This window comes from Flavobacterium sp. (genome assembly GCF_036741995.1).
Taxonomy (GTDB): Bacteria; Bacteroidota; Bacteroidia; order Flavobacteriales; family Flavobacteriaceae; genus Flavobacterium.
Genome location: NZ_DAINRG010000058.1, coordinates 1 through 13,371, shown reverse-complemented (window position 1 = coordinate 13,371; position 13,371 = coordinate 1). Strand labels below are relative to the sequence as shown.

At 40.0% G+C, this 13,371-nt stretch carries 13 protein-coding genes and 1 pseudogene; all 14 read right to left on the bottom strand.

All coding sequences use genetic code 11. From position 1 onward, the window contains the following. Positions 1-46 precede the first annotated feature (46 nt). The gene (gene allB / locus V7D82_RS12235; protein ID WP_333601264.1) at positions 47-1,372 is read right to left on the bottom strand and encodes an allantoinase AllB; all 1,326 of its coding nucleotides are present in this window, start codon (positions 1,370-1,372) and stop codon (positions 47-49) included. Positions 1,373-1,468: 96 nt separating this feature from the next. Next, on the bottom strand, positions 1,469-2,476 hold the full coding sequence (gene moaA, locus V7D82_RS12230) for a GTP 3',8-cyclase MoaA (protein ID WP_442902391.1): 1,008 nt from the start codon (positions 2,474-2,476) through the stop codon (positions 1,469-1,471). After that, a complete protein-coding gene (gene moaCB / locus V7D82_RS12225) occupies positions 2,463-3,377 on the bottom strand; it encodes a bifunctional molybdenum cofactor biosynthesis protein MoaC/MoaB (RefSeq protein WP_333601262.1) in 915 nt (304 codons plus the stop codon). The genes moaA and moaCB overlap by 14 nt, the downstream gene beginning before the upstream one ends. A 1-nt stretch (position 3,378) precedes the next feature. After that, entirely contained in the window at positions 3,379-3,825 is a 447-nt protein-coding gene (locus tag V7D82_RS12220; RefSeq protein WP_333601261.1) for a molybdenum cofactor biosynthesis protein MoaE, read from the bottom strand. Next, on the bottom strand, positions 3,826-4,890 hold the full coding sequence (locus V7D82_RS12215) for a ThiF family adenylyltransferase (RefSeq protein ID WP_333601260.1): 1,065 nt from the start codon (positions 4,888-4,890) through the stop codon (positions 3,826-3,828). It abuts the gene before it with no gap. Positions 4,891-4,894: 4 nt separating this feature from the next. After that, complete coding sequence (locus tag V7D82_RS12210; RefSeq protein WP_333601259.1) at positions 4,895-5,140, bottom strand: MoaD/ThiS family protein; 246 nt, start codon at positions 5,138-5,140, stop codon at positions 4,895-4,897. Continuing rightward, positions 5,141-5,887 (bottom strand): sulfite exporter TauE/SafE family protein, encoded by a 747-nt coding sequence (locus V7D82_RS12205; RefSeq protein ID WP_333601258.1) that lies wholly within the window; start codon positions 5,885-5,887, stop codon positions 5,141-5,143. Between the two features lie 43 nt (positions 5,888-5,930). After that, a complete protein-coding gene (locus tag V7D82_RS12200; RefSeq protein ID WP_333601257.1) occupies positions 5,931-7,100 on the bottom strand; it encodes a molybdopterin molybdotransferase MoeA in 1,170 nt (389 codons plus the stop codon). Further along, the gene (locus V7D82_RS12195; RefSeq protein WP_333601256.1) at positions 7,097-8,008 is read right to left on the bottom strand and encodes an XdhC family protein; all 912 of its coding nucleotides are present in this window, start codon (positions 8,006-8,008) and stop codon (positions 7,097-7,099) included. The genes V7D82_RS12200 and V7D82_RS12195 overlap by 4 nt, the downstream gene beginning before the upstream one ends. A gap of 21 nt (positions 8,009-8,029) precedes the next feature. Next, positions 8,030-10,279 carry a xanthine dehydrogenase molybdopterin binding subunit gene (locus V7D82_RS12190; protein ID WP_333601255.1) on the bottom strand — a complete coding sequence of 750 codons (2,250 nt, stop codon included), beginning with the start codon at positions 10,277-10,279 and terminating at the stop codon, positions 8,030-8,032. Further along, the gene (locus tag V7D82_RS12185) at positions 10,276-11,673 is read right to left on the bottom strand and encodes an FAD binding domain-containing protein (protein WP_333601254.1); all 1,398 of its coding nucleotides are present in this window, start codon (positions 11,671-11,673) and stop codon (positions 10,276-10,278) included. Before V7D82_RS12185 ends, V7D82_RS12190 begins: the two co-directional genes overlap by 4 nt. Before the next feature lie 10 nt (positions 11,674-11,683). After that, positions 11,684-12,163 carry a nucleoside deaminase gene (locus tag V7D82_RS12180; RefSeq protein WP_333601253.1) on the bottom strand — a complete coding sequence of 160 codons (480 nt, stop codon included), beginning with the start codon at positions 12,161-12,163 and terminating at the stop codon, positions 11,684-11,686. Positions 12,164-12,195: 32 nt separating this feature from the next. Beyond that, a complete protein-coding gene (locus V7D82_RS12175; protein WP_131476838.1) occupies positions 12,196-12,378 on the bottom strand; it encodes a CAL67264 family membrane protein in 183 nt (60 codons plus the stop codon). A 133-nt stretch (positions 12,379-12,511) separates the two neighbouring features. Next, positions 12,512-13,371 (bottom strand): annotated as a pseudogene (locus V7D82_RS12170) (hypothetical protein); the annotation flags it as partial.

The following is a 13,371-nucleotide window of genomic DNA, read 5'->3' as shown; positions in this document are numbered from 1 at the left end:
AGGTCGGTAAGTTGTGTAAATGCCGGTGATTCTTTGATAATCTCTGTTACTTTTGCAAAAGCCATTGTCCTTTATTTTTATTTTTTATTGATTTGTTTTTATACACTGTTTCCCCATTTACTATGGTTTCCGAAACCGTTCCGTTTAAATTTTGCCCGATATAGGGACTTATTTTATATCTGAAAAGAATATCATTTTCGCTGATAACAGCAGCTTCTTCAGGATTCCAAATTACGAAATCGGCATCGTTTCCAACTTCGATACTTCCTTTATTTTTTGCTTTAATGAAATCCGCAGGTTTAGAAGTCACTAACGGAATAAATTGTTCCAAAGTCAAAGTATCTTTCAATGCGGTCCAGGAACCGTTCAGCAGAAACTGGATTCCGGCGATGCCTCCCCATGCTTTTTTCAAATTCCCGGTTTCCATTTCTTTGATGCTGGGCGGTGCCGGCGAATGATCGGTAGCGATGAAATCTAAAACTCCCGAAAGAAAAGCTTGTTTCAATTTGTTGTTGTTGGCTTTCTCCCGAATGGGTGGCGCACATTTGTAAATGCAACTCGCATCCGGAATATCTTCGGCATTGAAGTAAATATATTGCGTACAGGTTTCGGCTGTAATGGGTAATCCTTCTTTCTTCGCGGCTTCGATTTTTGTCAACGCTTCCGCAGAAGCCACGTGGACAATATGAACCGGGCAATTATGTTGGCGACATTTTCGAATCATTAAATCGATAGCGTTGTTTTCCCATTGTTTTGGGCGGCTGGCGAGGTAATGTTGGTAACTGGTAGGATGGCTTTCAAAATCGCAATCGACTTCTTTATCATACAACTCACAATGTGCTAATAATGGTACATTATATTTAGCAATGATAGGCATCGCTTCGTCTAAATCTTTCTCAGTAACATTCGGAAATTCATCAATTCCGGAATGCGTTAAGAAGCATTTGACACCCACTACTCCAGCCTGCATCAAGCTTTCCAAATGTGGTGCATTCCCGGGAACTAATCCGGCATAAAAACCCACATTGATATTTAGTTTCCCTTCAGTCGATTTCAATTTTTGCTGAAAAGCATCCAAGGTTATCGTCACCGGACTGGCATTAAGCGGCATATCGATAATGGTGGTGGTGCCTCCGGCAGCGGCAGCCTGAGTGGCGGTTTCAAAACCTTCCCATTCCGTTCTTCCCGGTTCGTTGACATGCACGTGAACGTCAATAACGCCGGGCATTATCACAGCATTGCCAAAGTCTTCAGCGTCATTTAATTTCTCTTTATGAATAGCTGAAATGGTTCCGTTGTGGAAAGTAATGGTGGCTGGCTGCAGTTTATTGTCGAGCCAAACGCGTTGGCTGTATAGTTTTCTTTCTGACAAAATGGTTGTTTTGACTATTTTAAAATTTCGAACCTACAAATATAGATTTAAATCAAAAAAATACAAGGTTTGTTGCGAAATATTGATTAACAGAAATTAACCGCCAATGGCAATCATACTGCGGTTTTTGGAAAATAAGTCGGGGTTTTGAAATTTCTGGTCATCATCCATCCCGCCACGAACCGCTTTTTTGGAAAGCAAGTTCTGTTGAATCAGCGGAATTATTGATTCACCGGCGCGTAACGTTTCCAGCAAAGACGTTTCGGAATTGGAGAACAAACAATTTTTCAACTTGCCATCGGCAGTCAATCGAATACGGTTGCAAGTGCTACAAAACGGATTGGTAACTGAACTGATAATGGCAAAACTACCCAGATGGGATTTGATTTTAAAATTCTTGGCTGTATCGTTCGGAGCATCAGTTAAGCGCTCGATTTCACTGAAAGCATATTCGGATTGGATGGTTTCCATCACTTCGGCATAGGAAACCAATTTCGATTTGTCCCAATGGTTTCCGTTAAACGGCATGAATTCGATAAAGCGAATTTGAATGTTTTTATGCTTGGTCAAGCTAATAAAATCAAGAATTTCGTTATCATTAAACTCTTTGATTAAAACCACATTGAGTTTTACCTTGAATCCTTCTTCTAACAATAAATCTATATTTTCAAAAACGGTGTCAAAGTAATTTCGGCGGGTAATTTTGTTGAATTTTTCTTTGACTAAACTATCAATGCTAATGTTAATGGTTTTGATTCCGGCTTCTTTGAACGTTTCGATGAAATTCGGAACTAAAATTCCGTTGGTTGTTATAGTTAAATCAACTCCCAGCTTTCCCAGTTGCAGGATGATTTCTTTGGCGTCTTTTCGCACCAAGGGTTCACCACCGGTCAGTCGTATTTTGGAAACGCCATGACTGAGAAAGGTTTTGGCAATGTGAATAATTTCATCGGCAGTCATCAAATGGGATTTTGGCGTCAGCGCAATGCCTTCTTCGGGCATGCAATACGAACATCTCAGATTACAATGTTCGGTAATCGAAATGCGCAAATAGTTGTGTTCGCGACCAAAAGAATCCTGCAACGGGAAATTATTTTCCATGATCCAATCCGTTCAATAATTTAAATAAATGCAAGACTGACGGAAAAACCGCATCAATAGATTCCGAAGCGCCACCCACAGAACCCGGCAATGCCATAATCAAAATATCGCCTTTGAATCCGACCACGCTTCTGGAAAGCATTGCGTAAGGTGTTCTTTCCTGTCCGTAAGAGCGAATCGCTTCTTCTATTCCCGGAATTCTTCTGTCTAACATCGGAATCACGGCTTCGGGCGTTACGTCTTTATGAGATAAACCGGTGCCGCCGGTTAGAATGACTAAATCTGTTTTTTGATTGCAGAGCTTGAGAATGCTGGTTTGAATCTCTTTTTTATCATCGGGAATAATATCATATTGCGAAACGACCAATCCTAGTTTTTCCAGTTTCTCGGTAATGACTTTGCCTGAAGCATCTTCTTTGGTTCCGGCCGAAACGCTATCAGAACAAACGATAACAGCCACGGTAAGATTGTAATTTTCTTTGGCGCCAAAATCGGATTTCCCTCCTTTTTTGTTGACCAATTTCACGGTAGAAATTTCTACATTTTTATCAATGGGTTTCAGCATGTCATACATCGTCAGCGCTACAATGGACGCGCCGTGCATGGCTTCTACTTCCACACCGGTTTTATAGATTGTTTTTACCGTAACCTCGATTTGGATTTCATTTTTCAGGCATTTGAAATGAATTCCGGTATATTCAATCGGCATCGGATGACAATCGGGAATGACGCTTGCGGTGTTTTTTACGGCAAACAAACCTGCGGTTCTGGCTACTTCGAGCACGTCGCCTTTGGGTACTTTTTTGTCCAAAACAGCTTGTATCGTCTCCGGCGAACCTACTTTTACAATAGCTTTGGCGGTGGCGATTCTGAGTGTTGTGATTTTATGTGTGATGTCGACCATGTTATGTGTTTTTTTTCCAGGTATAGGTTTCGTCTTCAAAGATTTCTTTTCCAAAAACTGGGGCTTTGGCTTTGATTTCTTCAACTAAAAATTCCAAAGCTTCAAAAACTACCTTTCGTCTTGGGGAAGAAACAAAAACGAAGAGACAAATCTCGCCGGCTTTTACCAATCCCAGGCTGTGATAAATATGCATACAAGTTAAGTCATATTTGGCGAAAGCCGCTTCCCTGATGTCATAAAAACTTTGCTCCGCCATTTCTTCATAAGCCGAATAGTCAATAGCAACAACCTTTTTCCCATCCATTTCGTCGGCACGTACTTGACCAAGGAAAATATTGTGAGCGCCAATGGTGGTTTTACTTTGGTGTTTGGCAATGGAATTTCCAATGAACTCCGAAGGGATGGCTCCGTTGATAAAAGTTGTCTTTTTAGGTTTTGTGGTTTCCATTTATAAAGTTTTTTTTGCTAAAGCTTCAATGCCATTAGGCAAGTGAAACAGATTGGTGAATCCGTTTTTTTGTAAATATCCGGCCGCTAACTGGCTCCGGTTTCCGTTTTGACAAAACAGAATGATTTTTTGATTTCTGTCGATGCTTTTTAAGAAATCGTCTAATTGAGCCAAAGGTACGGACTTATAATTTTCGTTGTCTAATTTAGGCTCTTCAAAACTTTCTCTGATGTCAATTACCAAGTTGTTTTTATTGTTGGCTTCGGCGAAAAATTCAGCGGAAGTTAATGAGCCAACTTTAGGAGTTGGTTCAGCTTTTAAAACAGACAATCCGTGTTGAATTCCTTTTTTAATTTCAATTTCATTTCTTTGAAAACCAATAGTTTGCATAGAGTTATTTAATCCATTATAAACCATTATTTTTTCGCTTATCACTTCCCCGATTTCTAATATAATTTTCAAAACTTCAGTTGCCTGCATGACGCCTAAGAGATTTGGCAGAACACCTAAAACACCTGAATCGTTACAATTTTGCATCGTTTCTAAGCTATCACTTTCCGGAAATAAACAGCGATAACTCGGTCCGTTTTTACAATTGAAAACCGAAAGCTGTCCTTCGAATGCATGAAGAGAAGCATACACCATCGGAATTCCTTTGGCCAAAGCCACATCATTAATCAAATACCGCGAAGCAATATCATCCGTACAATCAACAATGACTTGATACTCAGAGATGATTTCAGCCGCATTTGATTCTGAAAAATAATTTGGATATGGTATGATTTTAACTTCGGGATTTTGTTTTAAAACCGCTTCTGCAGCGACTTCCACTTTGTTTTTTCCGCAATCCTGTAACGTATATAAATACTGGCGGTGTAAGTTGGTTTCTTCCACCACATCGCCATCTACAATTCCGATACAGCCTACACCGGCAGCGGCTAAATTCTGCAATACCGGACAACCCAAACCTCCTACTCCAATCACTAAAACCTTAGCCTGGCTGAGTTTTTGTTGTCCTGAGATTCCGATTTCGGGTAACGCTATTTGTTGGGCATATCGTTTCATCTTTTTATCCTCCCGCAAATGGTGGTAATAAGGCAATTTCGTCGTTATCATTTAAACCGACATCTTCTTTGGTTATCGATTGATTGACCGCAAATGAATAGGTTATATTTTTTAAATTAGGATATTGTTCTTCTAATCTGGATTGCACTAAATTCAAGGTAATTCTTTCGCTTTCAAAACGAAAAACTTCCTCTTTCTTCTGAGTACTATCAGCCACTGCACCAAAATATTTTACAGTAATCGTCATCATTTAGGTGGTATATAATTTCAAAATGGCAATCCCCAATACAAAAGCCAAAACGGTTCGCAAAGTATAGGTATTGAATTTTTTACTTCCGTAATAACCGCCCAGAATCCCACCTACAACGGCTACAATGACCAATGACAGCGAAGAAACTGGCAACGTTCCGCCTTTGGACATAAAGCCAAAAAGCCCGGAAACAGAATTCACAAAAATAAACAAAGCCGAAACCGCCGCTGTTTGTTTGATATTAGCCCAGCCCAACAATAGAATCACCGGACTCAAAATGATACCACCGCCAATGCCTAATAATCCAGATAAAAATCCGATGGCAGCTCCGATGCAAAGTGCCGATGGAATATTTAGAGGCTTTCGAACAGTTTTTTCTTTACCTAATAAACCCAGCAATCTGGCTACGGCAAACACCAAAACAGTCGCTAAAATAATTTTATAGTAATGTGTTTCAATTGTAATCATTCCGCCTAAAAAGGAGAATGGAATGGAAGTTATCGCAAACGGGTAAAATAATTTCCATTCAAACTTTTTTTCTCTATAAAAGAAATAAAACGAAATAGCCGAAACCAGAATATTCAGCACTAAAGCAGTTGGTTTCATATAGGTTACCGGAAAAGCAAACAAACTCATCAAAGCCAAGTAACCACTGGCGCCACCGTGTCCGACACTGGCATACAAAAAAGCAACAACTAGTAATAAAACCAGTAGCAAAGGAGAATTTATGACGTCAGTAAATAGCATATTTTTAGTATTAGTAAAACAAAGGTAATGACTATTTTAATGGTTAAATTGGGTAAACAGCAACTTTATCGCCTTGGTATTTTTGATAATTTCCATTGGGTAAATACACCAAAGCATTGGCCAATGCAAAAGAATCCAGCATCGAAGAATCCTGATGAGGCAGTATGGTTACTGCTTCTCCACTTATAGTTGCTTTCAAAAACTGGTCTCGGGAATTATTCACTTCATAATCGTGAGCCAAAGCCAAAGTGTTTTTTGATCCATAAGCAGCTTCTCTTCCTGAAAATCGTTGTAATGTTGGCAATACATGAATATAAAAACAGGTCAGGCTCGCTGCGGGATTTCCGGGTAAAGCGAAAATTAATTTCTCGTCTTTCTTCCCTACCAGCAAAGGCTTTCCGGGTTTTTGACTGACTTTGTAAAACAAGGTTTCCACTTCCAGAGTTTCCAATGCTTTGCCCACAAAATCATAATCGCCAACGGAAATTCCACCCGAAACTAAAACCACATCGCTTTCTGCCATGGCTGTTGCCAGAGTTGATTTGGTGTTTTCAAAATCGTCGTTGACCTGATATACTTTAACCTCATCATAATGCGCATTGCACAAAGCCGTTTGCAGCATAATGGCATTGCTCTCATATACTTTCCCGTAAGGCAAAGATTGACCGGGTGGCACTAATTCATTTCCTGTAACGACAATCGCTACTGTTGGTTTTTGATAGACTTTCACTTGGGTAAATCCCAATCCGGCTAAGAAGCCTATGGTAGCAGGATTGAGGAAAGCTCCTTTTTCCAAAGCCATATCATTTTGTTTAATCTGAGAACCTAAAGGTCTGACGTTGGTTTCAGCCACAACATCTTCTTGAAGTTGTAATTGATTTCCGGTTACACTAACTTTTTCAATCTGAATCACCGCTTGCGCTGAATCGGGAACAGCGGCTCCTGTAAATATTTTTACAGCCTGACCCAGTTTTAATAGTATTTGATTCTCATCGCCGGCTTTGACTTCTCCAATGATTTCATACTCCAAAGAGTCATGAAGACAAAGCGCAAAACCATCCATATTGGATTGCCGAAAAGGTGGCATATTGATGGGCGAATATAAAGTTTCTGCCAAAACATGATTATGAGCTTCCCAAAGTGAAACTTCCTTTTCTTTTAGAGAAAAAGTGAGCTGGTTTAAAACAGAAAAAGCTTCGGTTACGGAAATCATGCGGTTTGGTTTCTGATTTTTATGAGTTGGGCCGCAATACTAACAGCAATTTCCTGAGTGGTTTCGCTTTTGATATCGATGCCAATTGGGGCGTAGACTTTAGCCATTTGATTTTTATCAAATCCGTCAGCTTCGAGGTTTTTGAATAGCGTTGCAATCTTGGCAACACTGCCTAACATGCCGATGTATTTGAAATTTTTATTTAACAAACGACGAATAATGATATCATCGGTTCGATAACCGAAAGACATAATAACTACATAAATGTTCTCGCCTTCGGGAATATGATTTTCTATAGATTCAAATTCGATTACTGCTTTGGATTTCACGAAATGATTCGCTTCCATCGTATTCAAATTCTCCCGATGATCGAGCAAATGAATTTCGAAATCGAGTTTGGATAAGACTTCGCTCAGTGCCAAACCCACATGGCCTCCACCAATAATATACACTTGCTGAACCAATGAATTGGTTTCAGAAAAATGCCATTCGCGGGTTTCGGGTTCGGTAGTTTTTATACCATAGTTGGAATAGCTAATCGTAACCACCACATCAGAAAGTATTTCTTCCAACAAAGAAAAATAACTGGAATCCACATCGTAAAAAGCAATCGTTTGCTGCCCTGAGCATATCATACCCGATTGGTCTTTAGGTGCCGATTTATCGTGGATTTGGTGTTTGACAAAAGGTTCGAAGCGTGGTTTATCCAAAAGACTTTCGGCAAATTCCACCAACTTGTGCTCCATGATGCCACCACCAATGGTGCCATACATTTGCTGTTTGGACACCAACATCTTAAAGCCTTTCCTGCCGGGACTACTGCCTTCATTGGCAATGACCACCATTAGAATCAATCGCTTTTCTTCCTGGAGTACCTGCTGAACTTTTTTATAGAAATCAATCACCATAATTTTAGAATTAAGGGTGACTTACGACTTTTTGTATAAATCCATCAACACTTTTTCGGGCGTATAAGGCGCATTGACAGCCAAATCAGCTTCAGGATTGAACGCTTTCACTGCGTTGCGAATCGCAAAATAGGCTCCGATTCCATACATCAATGGTGGTTCTCCGACTGCTTTTGATTTTTTGATGGCGAGTTCGTGCCCTTCCGTTTCTAAATGTTGAATATTAATCACTTTTGGCACTGAATAGATATCAGGAACTTTATAGGTTGACAAAGCATTCGAAACTAATCTTCCTTGGTCGTTATAAATAATTTCTTCCAACGTCATCCAACCGATTCCCTGTACCAATCCGCCTTCAATCTGACCGTTGTCAATCGTTGGATTCATACTTTTTCCGAAGTCGTGTACAATATTGATGCTGTCAAACTCATACGTTCCTTTCAGGCAATCTACCGTAACCTCATGGATAGAAGTTCCGTAAACGTGGTACGCAAAAGGATGTCCTTTTTCCTTGGTTTTGTCGTAATGAATCGTTGGCGTGGCGTAATGGGCATTTTCACTCAAGGCAACACGTTGGGTGAAAGCTCTGGTGATTAGGGCATTCCAAGTGATATCGGTTTGAGTTTCATTAGCATAAACTATTTCGTCTTTCAACTCGATAATTTGGTCGGTGTACTCTTTTTGAGCGACGGCTTTCAACCTTTCCAACAACGCGTTACAGGCCATTTGCAAAGCTTTTCCATTCAAATCGGCTCCGGCGCTAGCGGCTGTTGGTGACGTATTGGCGACACGTAAAGTATTAGTAGATTCAATTCGGACTTTATTAGCATTGATACTAAAAGTTTCCACAACAATTTGTAGCATTTTGGTATTCAAACCCTGTCCCATTTCAACGCCACCGGTACTTACTACAACGCTTCCGTCGTGATAAATGTGTACTAATGCTCTGGCGTGGTTCATCATGGTATTGGTAAACGAAATTCCGAAACAAATTGGCTGAATCGCTAATCCTTTTTTGAATCGTGTATTGTTGGCATTGAAAGTTTCAATGCGTTGTTTTTGTGCTTCGTAGTCGTAGCTTTTCATACAGGTTTCCCATGTATTTTTGGCTTCGACTTGTTGCAGAATTTGACCATACGACAACTCATCGCCATCTTTTACCAAGTTTGCTTTTTGAATTACGGCTGGACTAATCCCTAATGATTCCGCAGCTTTTACAATAGCAGCTTCTATTACGAATTTTCCTTGCGGTCCACCGAAACCACGGAAAGCAGTGTTGGGTGGTAAATTCGTTTTACAACTGTACGCTTTCGCAATCACATTTGGAACAAAATAGGCATTGGTAGAATGGAACAGTGTTCTTTCCATAACGGCCGGCGATAAATCGGCTGCGGCTCCTGCGTTTTGGTAATGTGTTACTTCGTAAGCTATAATTTTTAAATCTTTATTCAAACCAATTTTAAAATCGGCGGAATACGGATGGCGCTTTCCGGTCATACGCATGTCGTCCATACGATGCATCGACATTTTTACCGGTTTGTGTAAATGTTGCGCCGCTAAAGCCACCATTACAGCCCACGGGGTAGCTTGGTCTTCTTTTCCACCAAAACCTCCGCCTAAACGAACCGTATCAATTTCGATTTTGTGCATTGGAATTCCCAATACTTGCGCTACCATTCTTTGTACCGCTGTTGGGCCTTGTGTGGAAGAAGAAATGATAATGCTTCCGTCTTCCTTTGGCCTTGCGTATGCTCCTTGTGTTTCTATGTATAAATGTTCCTGCCCGTTGACATCGCTTCGGCCTTCAAAAATATGCTCGCATTGTGACCAAGCGGATGCTGTATCTCCAAGCTTAAACTGTCGCGGAGGCATGATTAATTTGTCTTGTTTTTGAGCTTCTCTTGGATCGGTAATTACCGGCAATTCTTCGTAAACAACTTTTATCAATTTGGCTGCCATGCGGCAATGATGTTCGGTAGTTCCAACAATAATCGCGATTACTTGTCCGCGAAAGTGCACTTCGCCATCTGCTAATAACGGTTCATCAGGAAAAATGCCTCCGATTTGATTTTGACCCGGAACATCTTTCGCCGTTAAAATTTCAACGATGCCTTTGCTTTTTAATGCTGCTTCTAAATCGATGCTTTTGATTTTGGCATGAGCCACAGTTGAATCGAAAGGAAGGGCATACAAAGTGCCTTGCAATTCCTGAATATCATCCAGATATATGGACTTTCCTTTTACGTGATTATGAGCGTCTATATTGATCATACTAAATCGTTCATTTTAAAGGTTTCCGGAAATAATGTGATGAAATGCGCGAAGAACAATTGACGCGCCAAAAGTCTTTTATAATCTTCGGTACCACGAGCGTCGCTGATGGGTGCCAACTCAGTTTGCAATATTTGTTCAGCTTCTTTTATCGTTGCAACCGTTATTTCTTTTCCAACCAAAAACTGAGCAGTTTTGGCTAAATATTTTGGAATTGGGCCTACGCCTCCCATAGAGATATCAGCATCGGTAATGGAATTTCCATTAGTTGAAATGGTAATCGCTGTATTCACGCTGGCAATATCGAGATACTGACGTTTGCACACTTTTTCGAAATGGAATTTACTCGAAGTCGGGACTTCAAACCTAATTTCAGAAATGATTTCGTCAGCTTTTTTATCTAAGGTTTTGTAGCCCAAATAAAAATCTTTCAGCATCACTTGACGACTACCATTTTCTTTATTCGTTAAGGTCAATTGTGCTTTCATCGCCAAAAGAATAATCGTAAAATCTCCAATGGGCGAACCGTTGGCGATGTTTCCGGCTATGGTAGCGATGTTTCGAATGGGTGTTGACGAAAGTAATTTTAAATAGTTGTACCAATTTGGTATAGCACTCAATAACACTTCGTTTTCAATCAAATCAGTAACTGTTGCTGAAGATTTAAGGGTACAAGTATTTCCGTCAAAACGGACTCCGTTTAATTCTTTTTTATCGAATAAATAGTCCATCTCCATGTCGTGTAATTCGTCATGTTTCTGAACGTATAAATCGGTTCCTCCTCCTATTGGTAATTCTCCGCTGGAAGTATATTCGGTTTTAAATTCTTTTAATCTAGCTTCAATCGTTAAAAAATAATCGGGCACAAAATCATTGGCCACTAACCAAGACAAAGGCTGTTTTTGGTCTTTTTGCACTAACACTTCTGTTACTTTGGCAGCAGCTCGTTCTATGGTTTTATAACCGGTACAACGACAAATATTCCCGTCAATGGAACTGATGGCACTTTCTACTGTTGGCTCTGAACAAGTCAGTGCATAACCGCTCATCGAATTCACAAAACCCGGTGTGCAAAAACCACACTGCGTTCCCGAACAATCGACCATGGCTTGTTGTACTTGGTTGAGTTTTTCGGGCAGGTTCAATCCTTCCACCGTAACGACATGTTTGCCATGAACATTCGGCAACGGCGTTAAACAAGAAGTAGCACTCATGTACTCGGTTTTGCCGTCTTTTAAAGAACCAATCAATACCGTACACGCGCCACAATCGCCTTCCCGGCAACCAATTTTGGTGCCGCGCAGGTTTTCGTCGTAGCGAATAAAGTCGAGCAAAGTAGTGCTGGCCGCTTTATCAGTCTGAATCAGCCGATTATTTAATATAAATTGAATCATGGATTGCGAATTAGTATTCTATTTTGGCAATGCTTTTGGACCATAATTGAAACGCTTCCAAAGCTTCTTCGCGCATCATTTGCTCGGTTTGCAGTTTTCGATTTTGGTATGGTAATTCTAATTCTTCGTAGATAAAGTGGTCGTCAAAGTTGATATCAGCCGCATCTTTTTTGGTATTGGCAAAATACATTTTATCGGGTCTTGCCCAATAGATAGCTCCCAAACACATTGGACATGGTTCACAACTGGTATAGATTTCGCAACCGTCTAATTGGAAGGTTCCCAGTTCTTTGCAGGCATTTCTGATGGCTACTACCTCAGCATGTGCTGTAGGGTCATTAGTAGAAGTTACTCCATTGGCTCCGCGGGCAATAATTTTACCGTCTTTCACGATTACTGCACCAAAAGGCCCGCCTTTTCCCGATTTTACATTCTCGATAGACAGGTTGATAGCCTCTTGCATAAATTCATTTTGTTTTGTAGCACACATAATTTATTCTAAATTTTATTTGAAATTATTTTTTAAACTCTTCCCTTGAGTGAACTGAAAACCCAGGCATTGGCTAAGAATCCAACACCAACGGCACCAAATCCCCAACCTGCAACATCAGCATAACGGTACACGCCAAGTCCTATCAAAATCAAGCCCATGATTATCATGATAAAAGTAGCCCAACCTAAAACGGTGTTTTTATTCATTCCCATATTTTGTGGTATTTAATTTTAAAGCAGAGGCAAATATCGTTATTTTTTTAAATAAAAAGCACTCCTTACGGAATGCTTTTAAAATAAGCTATATTGAATTTAAAATGCAATTTGAAGAACTGCAATCCGATTCTTATGGATGATTTGAATAAATTAGATTATTATAATTTGCTTCCCAAATCGAGTAATCAAAGCCATCAACATTACCATCGCCGTTCAAATCAGTAGCAAAATAACCGAATACCAAATTATTGTAATCAGCTTCCCAAAGGGAGTAATCAAAGCCGTCAATATTTTCATCTTGATTTAAATCTCCTGAATACAATCCGTAAACACCGCTCTCTACAAGCACCATGTTATTACCATAAGCTTTAGTGATTGCCGTTGTAAAATCATAATTCATGGGTGACGACGTTACCATTTGTGGCGTTTTACTCCACGTTGCTATACTGTTTCTTCCTTTTACAACGATATAATAGGCTTCATTTAATAGTGTGCCAAAAGTAGCTGTTGCTGTACCGTTAGTTAGCAAAATGGCACTAGTCGTAGCTGTTAAAGCTCCGGTGCTGCTGTTTCTTAATTCTACAGTAATAGTATCAACTACAGTGGTGCTGGAGCCAATACCTTGATTAGCTTTCACAGAACGCATAGCATGAGCCGCTGAATCATAATATCCTTCAATAAATAATTTTAAGTTAACAACCGAAGAACAAGGTGTTATTGTTAAATGCAAAGTGGAAGTATTACATCCGCTACTATTTGTATAATCACCGCTGGTAGTATAGGTAACATTATTTACGGACCAAGTATAAGAACCACATGTGGAAACAGTGACACTGGAAGTAGTATTTGGAGATGTGGTCAGGTTCAAAAATTCTGTATCTCCACTACCGTTAATCCCTGTATAGTTGCCACTTACCGTATAGGTTTGATTGTTTACTGACCAAACATAAGAACCGCAAGTAGCAACCGTAGTTGTTGGCGGTGTTAGTG